Origin of the sequence: Fredinandcohnia onubensis (assembly GCF_002734285.1) — a bacterium.
Taxonomy (GTDB): Bacteria; Bacillota; Bacilli; order Bacillales; family Bacillaceae_L; genus Ferdinandcohnia; species Ferdinandcohnia onubensis_A.
This window is the reverse complement of the sequence record NZ_NSEA01000008.1, coordinates 1-18911: the sequence shown is the minus strand read 5'-3', so window position 1 is coordinate 18911 and position 18911 is coordinate 1. Positions and strand designations below refer to the sequence as shown.

At 36.5% G+C, this 18911-nt stretch carries 20 protein-coding genes and 1 riboswitch; of the genes, 13 read left to right on the top strand and 7 right to left on the bottom strand.

Going from position 1 to position 18911, the window contains the following annotated elements:
• Positions 1 to 109: 109 nt before the first annotated feature.
• Together CKJ95_RS08155 and CKJ95_RS08150 are read right to left on the bottom strand one after the other, a co-directional pair.
• Positions 110 to 820: a DUF421 domain-containing protein gene (locus CKJ95_RS08155; RefSeq protein WP_099352916.1), complete on the bottom strand. Its 711-nt coding sequence runs from the start codon at positions 818 to 820 to the stop codon at positions 110 to 112.
• Positions 821 to 946: 126 nt separating this feature from the next.
• Positions 947 to 2203 (bottom strand): Nramp family divalent metal transporter, encoded by a 1257-nt coding sequence (locus tag CKJ95_RS08150; protein ID WP_180271446.1) that lies wholly within the window; start codon positions 2201 to 2203, stop codon positions 947 to 949.
• Positions 2204 to 2398: 195 nt separating this feature from the next.
• On the opposite strand from CKJ95_RS08150, the gene CKJ95_RS08145 reads away from it, so the two are divergent.
• The 3 genes from CKJ95_RS08145 (at position 2399) to CKJ95_RS08135 (ending at position 5543) form a co-directional block, all read left to right on the top strand.
• Entirely contained in the window at positions 2399 to 3400 is a 1002-nt protein-coding gene (locus tag CKJ95_RS08145) for an LLM class flavin-dependent oxidoreductase (RefSeq protein ID WP_099353209.1), read from the top strand.
• A 738-nt stretch (positions 3401 to 4138) separates the two neighbouring features.
• A complete protein-coding gene (locus CKJ95_RS08140; RefSeq protein ID WP_099352915.1) occupies positions 4139 to 4390 on the top strand; it encodes a hypothetical protein in 252 nt (83 codons plus the stop codon).
• A gap of 282 nt (positions 4391 to 4672) precedes the next feature.
• A riboswitch (FMN riboswitch) is annotated at positions 4673 to 4802 on the top strand.
• Positions 4803 to 4967: 165 nt separating this feature from the next.
• Positions 4968 to 5543, top strand: coding sequence for an ECF transporter S component (locus CKJ95_RS08135; protein WP_099352914.1), 576 nt, complete (start codon positions 4968 to 4970; stop codon positions 5541 to 5543).
• Between the two features lie 354 nt (positions 5544 to 5897).
• Here the strand turns inward: CKJ95_RS08135 and CKJ95_RS08130 are convergent, their stop codons facing one another.
• Positions 5898 to 6797: a nuclease-related domain-containing protein gene (locus CKJ95_RS08130; RefSeq protein ID WP_099352913.1), complete on the bottom strand. Its 900-nt coding sequence runs from the start codon at positions 6795 to 6797 to the stop codon at positions 5898 to 5900.
• Positions 6798 to 6902: 105 nt separating this feature from the next.
• On the opposite strand from CKJ95_RS08130, the gene CKJ95_RS08125 reads away from it, so the two are divergent.
• From CKJ95_RS08125 to CKJ95_RS08115, 3 genes are read left to right on the top strand one after another with little or no spacing between them, the layout of a single operon-like run.
• Positions 6903 to 7799 carry a TIGR01777 family oxidoreductase gene (locus CKJ95_RS08125; protein WP_099352912.1) on the top strand — a complete coding sequence of 299 codons (897 nt, stop codon included), beginning with the start codon at positions 6903 to 6905 and terminating at the stop codon, positions 7797 to 7799.
• Positions 7800 to 7856: 57 nt separating this feature from the next.
• Positions 7857 to 8060: a zinc ribbon domain-containing protein gene (locus CKJ95_RS08120; protein WP_099352911.1), complete on the top strand. Its 204-nt coding sequence runs from the start codon at positions 7857 to 7859 to the stop codon at positions 8058 to 8060.
• Positions 8061 to 8083: 23 nt separating this feature from the next.
• A complete protein-coding gene (locus CKJ95_RS08115; protein WP_099352910.1) occupies positions 8084 to 8479 on the top strand; it encodes a secondary thiamine-phosphate synthase enzyme YjbQ in 396 nt (131 codons plus the stop codon).
• A gap of 24 nt (positions 8480 to 8503) precedes the next feature.
• On the opposite strand, the gene CKJ95_RS08110 is transcribed toward CKJ95_RS08115, so the two are convergent.
• Positions 8504 to 9748: a TolB family protein gene (locus tag CKJ95_RS08110; protein ID WP_099352909.1), complete on the bottom strand. Its 1245-nt coding sequence runs from the start codon at positions 9746 to 9748 to the stop codon at positions 8504 to 8506.
• Between the two features lie 137 nt (positions 9749 to 9885).
• Here CKJ95_RS08110 and CKJ95_RS08105 point away from each other — a divergent pair, with 137 nt between their 5' ends.
• The 5 genes from CKJ95_RS08105 (at position 9886) to CKJ95_RS23315 (ending at position 12633) form a co-directional block, all read left to right on the top strand.
• Positions 9886 to 10404 carry a YfiT family bacillithiol transferase gene (locus CKJ95_RS08105; RefSeq protein ID WP_099352908.1) on the top strand — a complete coding sequence of 173 codons (519 nt, stop codon included), beginning with the start codon at positions 9886 to 9888 and terminating at the stop codon, positions 10402 to 10404.
• Positions 10405 to 10477: 73 nt separating this feature from the next.
• Positions 10478 to 10963, top strand: a complete 486-nt coding sequence (gene ybaK / locus CKJ95_RS08100; protein WP_099352907.1) for a Cys-tRNA(Pro) deacylase — start codon at positions 10478 to 10480, stop codon at positions 10961 to 10963.
• 214 nt (positions 10964 to 11177) lie between these two features.
• The gene (locus CKJ95_RS08095; RefSeq protein ID WP_099352906.1) at positions 11178 to 11762 is read left to right on the top strand and encodes a DUF421 domain-containing protein; all 585 of its coding nucleotides are present in this window, start codon (positions 11178 to 11180) and stop codon (positions 11760 to 11762) included.
• Positions 11763 to 12013: 251 nt separating this feature from the next.
• Positions 12014 to 12460, top strand: coding sequence for a DUF5392 family protein (locus CKJ95_RS08090; RefSeq protein ID WP_099352905.1), 447 nt, complete (start codon positions 12014 to 12016; stop codon positions 12458 to 12460).
• A 14-nt stretch (positions 12461 to 12474) separates the two neighbouring features.
• Positions 12475 to 12633, top strand: a complete 159-nt coding sequence (locus CKJ95_RS23315) for a hypothetical protein (RefSeq protein WP_180271445.1) — start codon at positions 12475 to 12477, stop codon at positions 12631 to 12633.
• 23 nt (positions 12634 to 12656) lie between these two features.
• Here CKJ95_RS23315 and CKJ95_RS08085 read toward each other — a convergent pair whose 3' ends face one another.
• Entirely contained in the window at positions 12657 to 13112 is a 456-nt protein-coding gene (locus CKJ95_RS08085) for a CBO0543 family protein (protein WP_257215735.1), read from the bottom strand.
• On the bottom strand, positions 13039 to 14178 hold the full coding sequence (locus tag CKJ95_RS08080; protein WP_099352904.1) for a DUF2515 domain-containing protein: 1140 nt from the start codon (positions 14176 to 14178) through the stop codon (positions 13039 to 13041). The genes CKJ95_RS08085 and CKJ95_RS08080 overlap by 74 nt, the downstream gene beginning before the upstream one ends.
• A 72-nt stretch (positions 14179 to 14250) precedes the next feature.
• Between CKJ95_RS08080 and shc the strand changes: the two genes are divergently transcribed.
• Complete coding sequence (gene shc / locus CKJ95_RS08075; protein WP_099352903.1) at positions 14251 to 16137, top strand: squalene--hopene cyclase; 1887 nt, start codon at positions 14251 to 14253, stop codon at positions 16135 to 16137.
• A gap of 17 nt (positions 16138 to 16154) precedes the next feature.
• On the opposite strand, the gene CKJ95_RS08070 is transcribed toward shc, so the two are convergent.
• On the bottom strand, positions 16155 to 16940 hold the full coding sequence (locus tag CKJ95_RS08070) for a hypothetical protein (RefSeq protein WP_099352902.1): 786 nt from the start codon (positions 16938 to 16940) through the stop codon (positions 16155 to 16157).
• A gap of 133 nt (positions 16941 to 17073) precedes the next feature.
• Between CKJ95_RS08070 and pepF the strand changes: the two genes are divergently transcribed.
• Complete coding sequence (gene pepF / locus CKJ95_RS08065; protein WP_099352901.1) at positions 17074 to 18864, top strand: oligoendopeptidase F; 1791 nt, start codon at positions 17074 to 17076, stop codon at positions 18862 to 18864.
• Positions 18865 to 18911: the final 47 nt, after the last annotated feature.

Below are 18911 nucleotides of genomic sequence, written 5' to 3'. Positions count from 1 at the left end.
TTAGTATTGACGAGTTAAGTACTTCATCAAGAGTAAGAGGAACATAACCTAAGCTTCATTATTGAGTTAAGTACATCATCAGGAGTATATAGTATACTCCCTGGAGATTTCAGTAGTGATATAGAAATACTGTCACATTTTCATTTTCATCTATTGTTCCAAGTAGAATTTCATTAAGTGTAACATGTTTGTAGGTGGTTGAAATTTTTTGTAACAGCCAATCTTCATTTTTACCAATTTGCTGTAATTCGTTATAGTCAATCTTTTTCTCCTTGATTAAAGTCCTAGGATAATTGAAAGGTTTAATAGGTTTGTTAATGGTACTCGGGGTAAGCGGTTGGTGTTCACTTTTTAAAAAGATTGAAAAAGAACCACCGGGCTCCCAAAACGCAAGTGCAACTTTCTGAATATCTTCCGTACTCTTCATCCTTAATTCTGATAATAGTACATCAATTGAAATCCGTGCTTTGTTCAAATTTTTATAAAGTATATTTCCATTTTCAATCAGTAGGATAGGAGAGGGGATAAACAATTTTCTTATTCTATGTGAACGTAAACTTAATAAAATACCAATCAAATATAAGATCAATATTACAGTCATTGTAATCATCGAACCTTTTAAACCTAATCCCTCATCTGATAATGGATGAGCAATAATATTTCCAATTAGTAAGACAATAACAAAGTCAAGAAGCCCAACCTGGGAAATCGTTCGCTGCCCCATCATTCTAGCTATCACGATAAAGAATGCGAAACCTACAATTGCTCTGAGTATCCATTCAACCGCAGTGAGATGCTCTTGGGAAGCAAAAAAATGCATAACTATTCCACCTTAACCTAATTTATCCTAATTAGTTTGTACTAATTAGATTATTACTATTAAATTTTGCAATCATAGCAAAAAAAACACTTTCTATCGTTGCGAATAGAAAGTGTTTAATATGTTTTAGAATAATCCTACCAACTGTTGAAATGATAAAATCACAAATAGGATCAAACATGCTACTAATACAATGTTAGATAGTAAATTATTTCTATACTCTTTTCCAACACGCTTGGAGTTAAGCAACCACAATAAACTTATCGATAAAAATGGCATAAACAGAGCACCAAGCGCACCGTACAAAATTATTAATTCAACTGGTTTACCAAAAAATAAAAGAAGCATAGGAGGGAAGGTTAACCATGCTAAATACGCACGATATGCTGGATCTTTTTCAGTAACTGATCGATGATATTCTTTTTTCATTAGTCGTACAAAATCTGCAAATAGATAAGGAACCCCATTCCAAACTCCTAAAAGAGAAGAAAATGCAGCAGCCCAAAATCCAATTAAGAAGAGCCATGTGAATACGCTACCAAATTTATCCCCAATCATTTCAGATAATTGATATAACCCTTGCTCTCCCTGAATTTCTATTCCACTACCATAGAGAAACTGACTTCCTACTATTAATAGAGAAAGAGTGAACAACGCAGTCATAAAATAGGCTGCCTTTGCGTCTAACCTCATCATCGGAATCCATTCTTTTCCTTTCCAGCCTTTTTCTCTTAACCAATAACCATACGAAGCCATCGTGATTGTTCCACCAACACCACCAATTAGTCCGAGTGTAAGCATGAAGGAACCTTTTGGAACAGTTGGGACAAACCCCTTTAATAAATCACCAATGTTAGGGAGGAATAACATTGCAGAACCAACTACTGAAACAAACATTAGACCAATTAGAAACATCATTACTTTTTCAAATAGGAGATAACGACCACTCCAAATGAGGAGGAATCCTACAATTGCGTGAATAACAGCCCATGCCCAAAAGGGAAGAACGGGGAACATCGCGCTCATGGCCAAAGCACAGGCAGAGGTTGCCGCAGCTCCATACACAAATCCCCAAATTACAGAGTAAACACCGAAATAACCAGTAGCCCATTTCCCCATTTGTTGCCAGCCTTCGATGATCGTTTTACCTGTACCAAGGTGCAATCGACCCACACCTTCATTTAGAAAATATTTAAAAATAGAACCAAGAATAATTGCCCAAACAAATACTAGACCAAAACCTGCTCCTGCAACCAACGCTGCTACCAGATCACCAGTTCCTACGCCGGTTGCTGCTGCAACAAATCCTGGGCCAATCATCGCTATTTTCTTTTTATAACTCGTAGGTGCATGTATTTGCGTATTAAGATTTAGATTTGACATAAAGTGCCCCCTTTGAATGTTATTTGATTATTCCAATAATTCTATAGTCTAAAATTTTATCACACACTAGTTAAATAAACTTGATTCAAATGGTCTGAATATTCCTAGGAATATTGACTCAAGCAGGAAAGTTTGTTTCTTTCCTTTCAATTGATAAAATAGGACTGAAGAAAAATGGAAGAAGGGATTCGTGAAATGACAAATATAAATATACCAGTCTCCGTTCTAAACCTTGCTCCAATTCGCAAGGGAGAGAATGGGAAAGACGCAATCAATGCTATGGTTGACCTAGCACAAGCAACAGAACAAATGGGATACAAACGTTATTGGATTGCTGAACACCACAACTCACCAACACTCGTTAGTTCAGCAACTCCAATTTTAATAAAACATACCTTAGAACACACCGAAAAAATTCGGGTTGGATCAGGGGGCATCATGCTTCCAAACCATTCACCACTTGTTGTGGCTGAACAATTTGGAACAATGGCGACCATTTATCCAGACCGTCTTGATTTAGGGCTTGGCCGTGCACCAGGAACGGACATGATGACCGCAAGTGCTTTAAGACGTTCACATAATGATTCTGTCTATACTTTCCCTAATGATGTAAATGCCTTACTCACATACTTTGGACCAATGGAAAAACAAGGCTATGTAAAAGCTTATCCGGGAGTTGGTACAAATGTACCAATATATATTCTTGGCTCTTCAACGGATTCAGCATATTTGGCTGCCAAATTAGGACTGCCATATGTTTTTGCATCACATTTTGCACCTCGGTTCATGGAAGAAGCTATTACCATTTACCGTAAACGTTTTGAACCATCGGAATATTTAAGCTCACCATACATGATGGTTTGCCTAAATGTAATTGCAACAGAAACCGATGAAGAGGCTAAACGGGAACTCACAACCATGCAACAATTTTTCCTAAATGTTGTTCGTGGTACACAAAACCCATTACTGCCACCCGTTGATAACATGGATGACCTTTGGAATCAGCCTGAAAAAGAAATGGCAACTTCTATGTCCAGTGTTACTTTATTAGGAAGTAAAGATTCCATCCGGAACCAATTAACAAATTTCCAAGAAAAATATAATGTCGATGAACTAATGGCAGTTTCATACATTTATGATCCAAATAAACAAAAACGTTCGTATGAGATATTAAAAGAAGTTGTGGATGGAAAGTAAATGCCTTTGCTTAAGAAATAACGGGTTCTCTTTTGGGGGACAAAACAGTAAAATAGCATAAAAAATCACAGACCTATACGCGATAGCGAGTAGGTCATTTTTTGTTGGTATATAGACATTTGTTGAAATCCCAAGTAAAAATGACACTGATTTTAGCAGAAAAACTTGCTTGTACAATAGCCATTGTACAACGTATATTATTTACAATTTTACGGTTCTATAATATATACTAAAATTAGGGTATTTTCCCTATCAAATGGGAGCGATAAATTTGCGATTTATGATGCCAAAAGAGAAGAATTTAACAAAGAACGATAGGGAATTACCGCAGAAAACTTTAGATTTGGTTAAAACCTACTCTAAACTAAATTGATTACACCATAAATGAAGTTTGTTGAATTTTAATTGAACCAAATTCAGGGGGATGAACGGTTTCGAGATTGGGCATTGAAAAAGCGGAATACCAAGAAACTCTCGAAGCTATTGGATATCGAGGAATCGCAGACGGAGGGATTGCCAGTTGAGTAAAAAATAAAACGACAATTTCTGCCTTCCTTATAAATCATTTGTTATGCAGAAGTTGACTTCCACACAGCGTTGGGTATTACAGACAAGAGATTTAAAATTGAAGATATATTGTATTTCAGGTAAATAGACAACTGAAATTATTAAAGGTCATTGGGAATACACTCTAAAATTGAAAAATAAATAGCAAAAGTCGTGAGGGGGTGAAGTTAATTGAAAAATTACCTATTGTTAGTATTTAATGTTGCGTTGTTAGTGATTTTTTCCGTTGATAGGTATACTGAATGGAATAGCGTATTGGGGATTTTAGGATATTTTAGTCCGATTGTATCTCTTTTTTATCTCGGTTATATGATGAGGAAAGATTGGAAAAGTGATATTTCTAAAGTAATTAGTATTATCGGACAGGCAGTTGTAGGAATTACATCTGTGGGACATATAGCTTTTATATTTTTAATTCTTTAAATACCATTAGCAGGTGTACCCAATATGGGACTTACTAATAGCAGATTAGATTGCGATTTTTTATCCTAAATATTAAAACGATTAATAAGCATCGAAGCTAAAACCGATGCTTTTTTGATACTGAAATTCGTGTGATTTCTGCTGTTTTTTTATTTTTTGTCCACCTAAATAGAACTCGTTAGCTTAAGAAACAGGGAACTTTTATAATTAATTGGGCGGTTAGAAGCAAATTGCTTCACAATAATCTATAAACTTGATACAATAAATTGTAATTAAATAATGATCTATCTTCGGGGCCGGGTGAAAATCCCGACCGGCGGTGATGAGTTAATTCTCTAAGCCCGCGAGCCGCAAGGCAGGATTTGGTGCGATTCCAAAGCCGACAGTATAGTCTGGATGGGAGAAGATGGAGGTTCTGCGCGTTCAAAAATTTTTACGTTTTGAACGTTTATTAAGCATGCCTTTACATTAACTCCCTCAAGAAACTATTTCTTGGGGGTTATTATTTGGGTATGTCTTAACAAGCTGAACCTTTCTTCTTTTGAGGTGGATCGACAAAAGAGGAGAGGAAAGAAAAATGAAAAAAATACCTTTACGTCAATTTGTGGCAATTGCAATGTTGAGTACGATTTCGTACATCCTAATGTTCTTCAATTTTCCATTGCCAACATTCCCAAGCTTCTTGAACGTCGACTTTAGTGATGTTCCAGCTTTACTAGCAGCACTTATTTTTGGACCGATGGCCGGTATCTTAGTTGAATTATTCAAAAACTTGATTGATTATTTTATTACCGGCAGTGAAACAGGTGTACCCGTCGGTCACATCTCAAACTTTGTAGCAGGGATTATATTTGTTCTAACAACCTACTACATTTTTAAACTATTAAAAACAAAATTAGGCCTAACAATCGGATTAATTGGCGGCACAGCCATGATGGCCATCATCATGAGTGTTCTTAACTATTATGTCTTCTTACCGGCATTCAACTTTTTCTTGAATATCCCAGCGATGTCTTCACCAGAGACACTCAAAATGGTGGTTTACGCAATCTTACCGTTTAATTTACTAAAAGGATTGATAGTGGCAACAATCTTCATGCTGTTGTATGCTCGCTTACATCCGTGGATCAATAAACAAGCCTCATCGATATAGAGTTCTGTAATGGCAGGCACCCAGGTTGGGTGCCTGTTTTGGTTATTAATTATGGGATTGATTTAAGTACTTAACTTGTTGATGAAACTTGGGTTATGTTCTTCATACCCTGGATGAAGTACTTAACTTGTTGATGAAACATAGCTTATGTTCCTCATGCGCTTGGTGAAGTACTTAACTCGTCAATGTAGCTTAAGTTATGTTCCTCAAACCTTGGATGAAGTACTTAACTCGTTAATGATGCTTAGGTTACGTTCCTCATACCCCGAATGAAGTACTTAACTCGTCAATGACGCTTAGATTATGTTCTTCATGCTATAAATATATATAAGTCTATAATTTTTTTAAGTTATATTAATCATAGTAAGTCCATTGATGCAATCCGTTTTTATTATAAAACTTATCCAATATCCTACCAATTCGTCGTTTGGACTCCACAACCTTACACCAATCATGAATAATATTTGTTGTGATCTTTAAATCGGGAAAGAGTATTTTTAGTTCGTCCGTGCTACGTTTTACAGCATCCACAACCATCTCTTCCCTACCACATTTTTGGCAAATACACTTTCTTCCAACAACATTCACAGAAAATGAACCACAATTCACACAACAAATCCCTTTACGCAAGTCACTATACTTATATTTCGGTAATGTACTATACGGAGACTCCTCCATATGCAATGATACTAGCTTGTACGCTAGTACATTATGTTTCTTATTTAATTTTGCAGTAGACTTATTTAGGTTTTGGAAAAATGAATGTAATTGTGTTGGAAAGATAATGGGTTTTGTAAGTGGTGCTTGGTAAAGGGTAAAAGCGGGGTTTACAAATACAACGAAAGCTTGAATTGGTATTGTAAAACCATAACTTTGGAGTAATTGGCGAAGTAAAGATTCACTACGATGAAGCTGGTTAAGTGGATTGCTGACTTCTTTCTTTGGTTTCTTGTAGAGGATGTCTGATTCAAAATAATAATCGCCTTCATAATTTTTCACTTCAAAAATATACAGTTTGTCTGGGGTAATTAGTAGGGTATCGATTTGGAATGTGGTGTTATTATATTGGAGTAATAAATCATTTATAATCAAACATTGGCATGCTAACTTATTAGTATAAGAATCAAACAAAACTTCTCCTTCATATCCCTTAATCAGATTTGAACAATATTGTTTTTCTTTTAATTCGTTTCTACTTTGTAGTAATTTCATAATTTTAATCACAATCGATTCCGTTCGTTCCTTGTAAACCATAATTCACAACCTTCCTATTTAACTTCAAATCTATTATACTCATTTTTCGCAACTAGCACCAGAAAATGGTAAACTATTTATACGTATAGAAAAGGGGATGGAGTTATGAAAAAGAAGATTGTCCTTGCGGGTGGTACCGGGTTTGTGGGTACTTATTTTTATAAAAAATTAACTGAACTTGGCTATGACGTTAAAGTTGTTTCTAGAAATGAACCAAACATAACATGGAACGATAAAAGAGGTATTATACAAGCATTAGAGGATGCTGAAATGCTGATTAACCTTGCTGGTAAGTCTGTTAATTGTAGATACAACGAGAAAAACAAACAAGAAATTCTCAATTCACGAACAGAAACTACAAAACTATTGGGGGATGCAATAAAAGAATGTAACAATCCACCAGCCTTATGGATTAATTCTAGTACAGCCACAATCTATCGCCACGCGGAAGACAGACCGATGACCGAGGAAAACGGTGAAATTGGAACTGGTTTCTCAGTAGAGGTAGCAAAAAGGTGGGAGGAGTCCTTTTTCTCCTTTACTTTACCGAAAACAAGGCAAGTAGCTCTGCGCATTTCGATAGTCCTTGGTTCAGATGGAGGTGTAATGATTCCTTATAAAAACTTAGTATGCTTTGGGCTAGGTGGAATTCAGGGGCCTGGGACTCAAAAATTCAGTTGGATTCATATTGAGGATTTATTCAATATCATTCTTTACATTCAAGACCACAACCACTTATCTGGAGTATTTAACTGTTCAACACCGAACCCCATTACAAATCGTGAGTTGATGAATGCTCTTAAAAGAGCTTTTAATCGGAGACTAGGCTTGCCTGCACCAGCTTGGCTTCTTGAACTTGGTGCGATTTTTATTAGAACGGAAACGGAACTAATATTAAAAAGTAGATGGGTTATTCCAGAACGTCTCGTAAAAGAAGGCTTTACTTTTAGCTATCCTACAATTGACCTGGCTCTTGCACAAATAAAAAATAAAAAATTTTGAAACTATTTTCCCATATATCCGTAAATAATACTATTAGAACTTAATGGAGGGGATTTTATGCAAGGTAAAGGCTGCGTTAAATGTGGAAGTACGAATGCGGGGACGAAGGATGTTTCGATGACAGGTTCAGGGATTACAAAAATGCTAGATATCCAAAATAATCGTTTTACTGTGGTGTATTGTAAGAATTGTGGATACTCCGAATTTTATAACAAGGATTCTTCGAAAGCATCAAACATACTTGATTTATTCTTTGGATAATTACTGAAGGAGACAAATTAATCATGCTGCAAAAGTTCACTATACAAACAAATAAGCGTGACCAAATGATCGATGTAACTGACAAAATTCAAGACGTCGTTGATCAAAGTGGAATGAAAGGGTGCGCAGTGGTCGTATATTGCCCCCATACTACAGCTGGAATAACAATAAATGAAAATGCGGACCCTGATGTGAAACAGGATATGTTACGTCGTTTCGATGAAGTCTACCCATGGCATCATGAGCTAGACCGTCATATGGAAGGAAATACTGCCGCTCATATGAAGGCAAGTACTGTCGGCGCATCACAACACGTAATTGTGACAGAAGGACGTTTACTATTAGGTACATGGCAAGGCATCTATTTTTGTGAGTTTGATGGTCCACGAACACGTACCTTTTATGTAAAAATCATATAAAAAGGCGAATCCTGCTAGATTCGCCTATCCACTGTTGTAAAAAACAATTTCATCTATATCATGAATCCATTCCTTAGCATCAGTTCCATCAGGATTTGCCTTCCAAAGTGTTCTTTTATGATCAAGGATAGATGCGGCCCGAGTCCATACCAATTTATTAATAGAAGGCACAAATTGTGGACTAAAGTCTCCAAAACCATTTGGAGGATCTGTTATTTTTGTTTGGTTATTTTCTTTTAAATTAATCCGAACAAGATAAGGGCGGGGGTGCTTGCTAAAATCATTAGTCCATTCCTGTTCGTGGATTCGAGAGACAACAATCGATTCGTCTGATACCCACTCAAAATCTAATTCTGCATAGTCTGTTGGAGTATACGTACTTGAAACTGGCATTTCCCGAACCTTTAAATCTTTGTTTTTAAAGCCAAAGACGATTCTTCCGCCACCCGCAATATACGCAAGTGTATCTGCACTTGGGGACCATTTCGGTTTTCCAACTCCAAAAATCACCTCATCCAATACTTCAAAATTTTTGCCGTTGCTATCAATTACGCAAAGCATATTGCTGTCCATTGACCAAGATGCAGTAGGAGAAACAATAAATGAGATCCATTTTTTACTTGGTGAGTATTCAAAATGATCCGCATACACGGCTATTAATTTATTTTCTTTTGCTGTGCCAACTTCCCGCGGAAGTTGGAAAAAACGTTCCACCCCACCGTATAAAGCAATGTCATTGTAGTTATCATTCACCTTTTTTGTATAAAGTGTCGCGCTTGTCCATCCGTCTGGCTGTAACACGCCTGAGGATGAGAGGAGGAAGCCACTTCCATCTGGAAGCCAAGTGAAGCCATGTACACCTGTTGCAATATTATAGAAACGAATAAAATCAGAGATATCTAGGATTCCACTAGCATTAAAAGCGACCACATTTTTCGTTGGAGACCAGGTTGGTGCATAGCCATCATAGAATAGTTTCTTTTTCTCACCAGTTTCTACATGATAAGCCCATATCTCTGATTGTTGTTGATCCTTCTCAAACTCTGATGGTGTAGAGAGTTGATATAAGATCCACTTGCCATCTCGGGACCAAGAGGGCTTTGAGTATACGTTTTTCGAAGTAGTAATTTGAATTTCTTTGTCGTTTATTAATAACCAAACATCACCATTTCGAATAAAACTTGCTTTTATAGATTCTTGGTTTTCTGCAAAAATAGTGATTGGGCCTAACAAAAATAAACAAAGTGCCATTATGATATAACGATACATACATAATCCTCCTTTAATCCTATATACCTTAATCTCCAACAAAACTCTTTAAGTATGTGTTGCAGAAATAATTCTAGGTTTTTGTTAAAATGGAGGTATGTCTAAAATATTTCGAATTTTCAAGGAGGGGAATAAGGATGGATGAACGTTATCCGATAGGAGAATTCCAATTTCAGGGTGTTTTAACAGGGGAATTAGTAACCAATTGGATTAATGAGATTGAGAAATTACCTGCATTAGTAAGGGCGGCAGTGAAGGATTTAACAGACCAACAGCTTGATACACCATATCGCGAAGGTGGCTGGACTCTTCGACAGGTAGTTCACCATATTGCAGACGCATCGATGAACTCTTATATTCGTTTTAAATTAGCCGCAACAGAAAATAATCCAGTTATTAAACCGTATGACGAAGCTGAATGGGCAAAGCTTGCAGATTCGACTCTACCAGTTGATGCTTCATTAGCAATTATCGAGGGTGTTCACAAGCGCTGGGTAAAACTCTTACAAAACTTTGCAAAAGACGACTTCCAACTGACCTATGTTCATCCAGAAGGTGGCGAAATGAAACTAGGTGTATTTTTAGGATTCTGCGCTTGGCATGGCAATCATCATCTTGCACATATAACAACATTGTCTAAAAGGAAAGGTTGGTAAAATATTTAGGAAAAGCCATGCAACTATATGCATAGCTTTTCCAACCTAAATATAATTAATTGGAGGTCACACAATGGCAAAGGGACATACAAAGACAAATGCCATGAGAATTTTAGATTCTAAAAAGATTCCATATGAAATCTATACATATGAAAGCAATGACGGAAAAATTGACGGAGTTTCTGTGGCAAATAAGGTCGGAATCGACCCAAAACTAGTCTATAAAACACTTGTAGCCCACAGCAATACAAAGGACATCTTTGTATTCGTGATTCCTGTTGAGGAAGAACTTGATCTTAAAAAATCAGCAACCGTATCCGGTGTTAAAAAGATAGAGATGATACCCGTTAAGGATATCCAAAAACTCACAGGATACATTAGAGGTGGTTGTTCCCCGATTGGTATGAAAAAAGCGTATCCAACATTTATTGACGAACATGCTAACAATCTTCAAAGTATTGTTGTAAGTGCTGGTAAAATCGGGATGCAAGTGGAATTAAAAGTAGATGACCTAATAGTCTCCACTAATGGTAGTATCGTAGATATCATTAAAGCTTAAAATTTCCGTGACGCAAGTCTTTGAAAAATAAAGAACTTAATTCAAACAAAACCTTTCATTTTCAGGAAGGTTTTTTTAGTGCAAATAGATGATAATATTGATAAGCTAAGTCTTTTCATGGTGACTTCCTAAATAATTTTTCTACTATTGTCCAAAAATAGGAAATGAATCGATAAACTCATTTAAATTATTAGCAATGGAAGGATGTTTTTATATGGAATTCGTATGGAAAGCAATATTAATGGTAATGGCAGGCATTTTATTATTGAGAGTAGCCGGTAGAAAATCAATATCTCAAATGACATTAGCTCAAACGGTTGTCATGATTTCAATTGGTTCTGTCATTATTCAGCCTATAGTTGAAAGCAGTGTTTGGAGAACAATAGGAGTAGCAGCTATATTTATTGCCTCACTTATTTTAATGGAATACTTGCAACTAAAGTTTAATTTTATTGAGAAGTTTATCACAGGAAAATCGAAGATAATTGTAGATAATGGTGATTTGAATATAAAAAATATGAAAAAACTGAGATTTACTGTTGATCAATTGGAAATGCGCCTTCGCCAGAATGGAATTACAAATATTAAGGATGTTAAATATGTGACATTAGAGCCTAATGGGCAAATAGGATACGAATTACAGGATGATGCAAAGCCATTAACAGTTGGTGAATTTAAAAAACTGATAGGGCCACTTCTACAAAATCAACAGCAGCAACCTACAGATAAGTCACAACCTAATATTTTTGAAGAAATTAAAGATAAATATGAGCACGAGAATCCCACTCAATTTCATTAAAGGGTTGTTGGAAAAACGATAATATGTTAATATATAAGTATCAAATATTTAAATTTAGTACCCATAAGGGGAGTAGCTTTAACAGCAAAGTCGTCATTACAGAGAATAATTCTCTCGGCTTTGTTGGCAACTATAACGTTGTTAGCAAGACCTTACCAATAACACGGTATAGGTCTTTTTTGTCTTTTAAGGCCTATATCGATTATGATATAGGCTTTTTCTCATCCATTAAAAAGGAAGGGGAGTTCATATTGAATATTTTTACAACGAAGAATTTACCATTATTTATCACAAAGGAGCTTGAGCAGCTACATAAGAAAATTAGTCCGATCATGGCGAAGACCTCTAAATACATTTTCTGGTCATTTCCATTGATTACAATTTCACTTATCAACTTAGGATTCTTATTATTTTTCATGCCATTTACAAATGAAGCAATTCCATCACTTGTTATATATGCAATCCTCGGAGCTATTGGATTTGCCTTATCAAAAGAAGCAAAATTTAAGAAAAAAGAAATTGAGGCTATTTCCTCAGAATATATCATTGAAAGAATTAAAAAGAGTGATGCTGTAACAGAAGGGCGTCAGAAAGACTATATTTCGAGACTACAAAGTCAGCCAAAGCTTGCTTTACACTTTTTTATCGAGTTTTTAAATGAGGAAAAACAGAGAGAAAAGCGAAATCTTTATTCATAAAGGAGTTTTAATATATGTCGGAACCCATAATCGAAGCAAAGTCGAAGGAAACAGTCTTTGTAAAAAAAACAAAAACGAAAAAAACAATCCACCAAATCCTTGTTAAACTGCAAAGCCAAGGAGTAAATGCATCCCTTAGTAAAAAAAGAAGTAAACTTGTTTTAGGATCATAATGACAAAACCTGACCCGTAAGAGTCAGGTTTTTTTAGTTGTTACTAGATAATATACTACTAGCATGAGTAAGAAGTAGACCGTATATCCAAAAAGTGAATATACATGCTTCCATGATGTGTCGTGAACAAGCCAGCCGAAGCCTTCAGACAGTTTTTCTCCGCAAGCCATAGTAGAAGCAAATACGAACACAGCCACGAACTTTCCAAACAAATTAAGTTTTTGACAGATAGATAGGAATACAATTAACATAACCGGTAAACCGAGCAAGGTAAACCCTACATGAATGGAAAACACTTCAGGAAAAGGGCGCTCCGGAAAAGAGTAGAAGCCTTTACCAACAAAATACAGGTCGAGATATGTCCCAATAAGAGTGCCAAATAGGACTGTAACTAACAGGCCTAAATTAGTCCAAAATTGAAATGGCCTTTTTAGCAATTGCTGCAAGTTCGAATTTTTCGAGTGTTTTACAGTATTCATTTTGTATCTCTCCATCCACGTTTTCGTTATCATCGGTAAGGTAATGAATCACTTCCCAATCCTTATACCAATCGCCAATTTCAACAGGTTTATGTTTTCTATTTTTCCAAACCAATTCTAATCGCGGGCTATATATTCTTGGAGAACCTTTTGTTAGTTCACAGGATCTCACACGCGATTTCAATATTGTACCAGGCAAGCCTTCATCCACTTGATTAAAAATATGCGGCCAGTAATCCTTTCTAGACCCTGTATGCGGGACTTTATTTGCCCACACTTCCACTTGTTTCAGCGTCTTTTTATTACCAAATAAGATGGAATACAATCGTTTTCCTAACAAGATACGTTCTCGAACACTTTTAAATTGATGGAGGGTTTGACCGATCAAGTGAGTTTTCCCTCTTTCCTCGAACGGAAAAAGAATATGATTCAAATCGAATAAATCCTGAAGCTTGAATTCAAGTGTATCGAGGACTTCTTTTTTATAAGTGGTATTTGAAATGATACGCTTTTCAAGATAGCTTTGCTCGTTAATAATTTGAGCCATCGTTAGTAGATACATGTCCTGTTTCACCCAGAAATAATTCCACATCGTTTCCATAAACATCGAAACATGAAAATGGGGGAGTAGGTAAAATAAATTTCGCTGATATCGTTTACTAGCCTCGTACAGTAAAAATTGAGGAAAAGCATCCTGAAAAATCAACCAGTTCCCCCGTTCCAAAAATGAAAAATAAGACTCTGCTTCTTTCTGCGTTAACAATCTTGAAAGCTGGCCACCCTTTAAATCTGTCATATTCCACCCTCCATTCCTGGACACCATGTGTCCAAGGAATGCCCACTGGATTTCAGGGTGAGCATGATAGAAATCCAGATATGCTTTCGTCCTCGTAATATTATTTACATTAAGACTTCCCGTTATTGCATGTATTCGCTGTATCAAATACTGCTCTTCTACTGAAGCTGGGGGAATCATTTTTTGTCTTTGCCGTCTTTTAAGCGCTTTTTTGATTTGTAAAATAGATTCAGAGAGTGGGAGCTTCTCCTTTAGGAAAAATTTGCACATGTGTTGACCTCCTCTATGAATGCCCGTGGATAACGCTGAATATGTATGGAGTAGGTTGAAGGGAGGTGGCGTATGTTAGACAAGGTTACTAACAAATTACATGATCTGATTGAAAAAGTTAGGATGGACCAGTCTCCAAATGGCTCATGGAAGTATCCGTTTGAAACAGGAATTTCAACCGATTGTTATATGATTATCTTATTAAGAAGCCTTGAAATAAATGATGAGAAGTTAGTTCAACAATTAACAGAACGGATTTTAAGCAGGCAAGAAGGGAATGGGGCATGGAAACTTTTTTATGATGAAGGAGATGGAAATTTATCCGCGACCGTGGAGGCATATTACGCACTTCTATACTCAGGGCTTATAAAAAAAACAGACCCAAGAATGATACGCTCAAAATCGTTTATTGTGAAAAATGGAGGTCTCAGGAGATCCCATATGTTCACAAAATTCATGCTAGCCTTAACAGGGCAACAAAAGTGGCCAACATTTTTCCCGCTACCACTTGAATTAATTCTAATTCCCACATCGTTTCCTGTTCATTTCTATAGTTTTTCAGAATTCGGCAGGGCAAATCTCATACCGATTATGATTCTTGCTGATAAAAAGTTTCAGCTAAGAACAAAGAATAGCCCTGATTTATCTGAATTAACCAGTAAAAGAGAAGAAGAAGTGTTTGATTTTCGACATTCACTCGAATGGCGTTCATTTTATTCAGATATTAAGCAAGCAATCAAAGGTTTAATAGGTTTACCTACACAACTTCACCAAGTAGCAACGGAACAAGCAAAACAATACATGCTACGTCGGATAGAGCCTGACGGAACTTTTCTAGGTTATTTTAGTTCTACATTTCTTATGATTTTCGCATTACTTTCCTTGGGCTATCCAAAAAATCATTCATTGATTAGAAATGCTGTTAATGGCTTAAAGACAATGAAAACCGAAATAAATGGCCATACACATATGCAATATACTACTGCTGATATATGGAATACTTCGCTTCTCGGATATGCCTTACAAGAAGCAGGGGTAGCCGCATCAGATCCAATGATTAAAAAGGCCAACCAGTATTTATTTGATCGTCAACATTACAAATACGGGGACTGGGCCATCCAGAATCCCACTGGACCTCCTGGCGGATGGGGCTTTGCAGACATGAACACCATACATCCAGATGTGGATGATACAACTTCTTCACTGCGATCAATTGCAAGAACGGTAAAAAAAGAACCTATTTACAGACAATCTTGGCAACTAGGATTGCATTGGCTTATGACTATGCAAAATGATGATGGAGGTTGGCCGGCCTTTGAAAAAAACACGAATAGCAAACTACTAAGCTTGTTACCAATCGAAAAAGCAGAATATATTTTAACAGATCCATCGTCAGCAGATGTGACTGGCCGAACACTTGAGTATCTTGGTAAATATACAAATCTTCCTAAAGATCATCCTTCTGTAAAATCGGCCATCAGATGGCTTACAAATAATCAAGAGGAGAATGGCTCATGGTATGGGCGGTGGGGAATCTGTTATATATACGGAACATGGGGAGCAGTCACGGGCTTACGAGCTGTTGGTGTGTTACCGACGTACTCGGCTATAAAAAAAGCTGTCACCTGGCTTGAATCCATTCAGAATCAGGATGGAGGATGGGGTGAATCTTGTAGGAGCGATAGTAAAAATAAATATGTTCCTCTAAAAACAAGTACATTAACACATACCTCCTGGGCGCTGGATGCGCTAATTTCAGTAAGTGAAAAACGAACAAAAACCATTGATAAAGGGATTCAATTTCTTCTCGAAAATTTAGACCGAGATGACTGGACGACAAACTATCCGAAAGGGCAAGGGATGGCAGGGGATTTTTATATTCACTATCACAGCTATCGATATATATTCCCGCTACTGGCACTCTCACATTATCAAAAGAAGTATACAAAAAAAGGCTAAAAGAACAAAATGCTCTTTTAGCTTTTCTTTAATTTTGATGGGTTGTTGATTTTATAGTGAACCGGTTCTTCAATGATGAACTCTTCATCAACGTCCTTGCCTTTTGCAAGTTTCTTCTTCACGATTTTGGCATCAAATTCAAGGGTATTCCCTGGCTCAAGCTCTAATTTCTTTAATGTTTTTGAATGAGAACACCAAGCCAGTCCAATTTCAACTGGTTCTTCTTGCTGAACGACCACATTCTCAAGAACAATAACTTCATCATTATCCTCATTAAAATGGTTCCATGTTAACGCGAATTGTTTGACCTTACCCGTAAAATGAACCTTATCTGTTGGCAGCTCAATTTTTGGTGCTTTTTCTTTTTTCGCTTTCTTTTCGGGTTGTTCCTTTTTAACTGCTGGTTTGGATTCAGTTGTTGTCGGCTTCTCAGCAACTACCTTGCTTACAGTTTCCTTCTTCTTCGGCTGTGATACAGTTGTGTCTGAAATAGCGGCTTTTGTAAAGCTTGGAGACTGCATTTCTTTTAAATAGGCAGGGTGAATACAAGTGAGATTCCCATCTTGAAACTCAAGGACAATTGTATTGTGTTCTTGAGTCTTACCGTACACCTCAAATCCTTTGATTGTAACAATTCGCTGATGTGTTCTTTCTTTATACCAGTATTCCTTTTTAACAGAAAGGCCCCATTCTCGGACCTTCTCTTCATAGTCAGAATCATCAACAAATGTTTCATAATCACCTTTTGGTGGGAGATATACAGTTCCGCCTGAGTCCTCTACATGAGGCAATGTGTTCGCCATGTATGAACATCCTTTCATTTTTTACAAATTTATGTAATTCATATACAATAAAATGAAACATATCTATCTCATATCATATATTTCTTTCTTACATAATAAAAGTAATTTCAATTTAATTCAAAGGAGAATTGCGATGACAACTACGTATTCATCTCGAAATGAAGTGCCTGAACAGGAAAAATGGAATTTAGATGATCTCTATTCTGACCTAAGTAAATGGGAGGAAGACTACAAGCTCATTGAGAAGATGGGGGAGGAGCTAGGAAAATTTGATGGAAATATTCATGACGGACATTCGTTATGTGAGTATTTAACATTGAGTGAAAAACTTTCTTTCCATTTTAACAAGCTTTTTGCCTATGCGATGCTAAAGGTAGATGAAGATACTCGGGTTACAAAATCACAATCATATTTAGACCGGGCTAAGCAGCTAAGTGTAAAGGTGAGCACGAAGAATTCCTTTTTCATGCCCTTCTTATTAAGCTTAGAGGAAGAAACATTAAAGCGTTACATTGCCGAGGAAAAAGGACTTCAGTACTTCGAAAAAGAATTACTTGAATCGTACCGGTATAAACCACATGTTTTAAATAAAGACCAAGAAGAGATTCTCTCGCAATTAGGCGAAGCACTTTCTGCACCAAGTACGACATACGGTATGATTAATAATGCCGATATTCGCTTTGGTAAGATCACAAAGGATGACGGTGAGAAGGTAGAGTTAACAAGAGGAATGTATGCAAAGCTGATCGAGGATGAAGATCGCGAAAAGCGAAAAGAAGCTTATAAAGCCTATTATGAGCCATATGTTCATTTGAAAAATTCAATTGCTTCGACTTTATCGGCCGCCATTAAAAATAATGTGACCATTTCAAAAATGCGTCATTATCCATCTGCACTTGAAAAAGCATTATTCGGAGACAATGTTCCAAAAGATGTCTATGAAAATCTAATCGAAACCACAAAGAAAAACATTGCTGCCATGCACAAATACACAAGCATCCGCAAGGAAAAATTAGGTCTTGATGAGCTTCGTCAGTACGATTTAAGTGTTCCACTCGTAAGCGGGGCAAAGAAGGATATTTCGTATGATGAAGCATTTGAAATGATGTGCAATGCACTTGCTCCATTAGGCGAAGATTATATTCAAACACTGAAAGATTTTAGAACAGCTCGTTATTTCGATGTACGTGAAACGCCTGGAAAACGTTCTGGAGCCTATAATCTAGGTGTGTATGGTGTACATCCATATATTTTGTTGAATCATCAGGATGATTTAGACAGTTTATTTACATTGGTTCACGAATGCGGCCATGGAGTTCACAGTAAGCTAAGCTCTGAGCATCAACCGCAAATTACGGCACGATACAGTATTTTTGTCGCTGAGGTAGCTTCAACTGTAAATGAAGTCCTTTTAATCAACTACTTATTGAACAATGAAGAAAATGAAGAGGTTAAGAAATTCTTAATCAATCACTTTATCGATAAGTTTAAAGGAACTTTCTTTACCCAAGTGATGTTTGCGGAGTTCGAAAAGAAAACGCACGAAATGGCAGAACAAGGATTGCCTTTAAATGTCGAATCGTTTAGTGAAGTATATGAGGGATTATTTAGAGAGTATCATGGTGAGGAACTCGTGTTTGATGATGAAGTAAAATATGGTTGGTCCCGAATCCCACATTTTTACCGCCCATTTTACGTATATAAATACGCAACCGGGTTTGCATCAGCGATTCATATTGCCACCAAAATTTTAGAAGGGGACAAAACAACACTCACTTCCTATCTTGAATTCTTAAAAAGCGGCAGCTCCGACTACCCGCTAGAATTGTTGAAAAAGACTGGAGTGGACCTTACAACTCCATACCCAATTGAAAATTCATTAAAGAAATTTAATGAATTAGTAGAGGATTTTTCAAACCTTTAATAAAGAAAGCCTTCCCATATGAAATCAAGACTAAAAAAATAAAAACA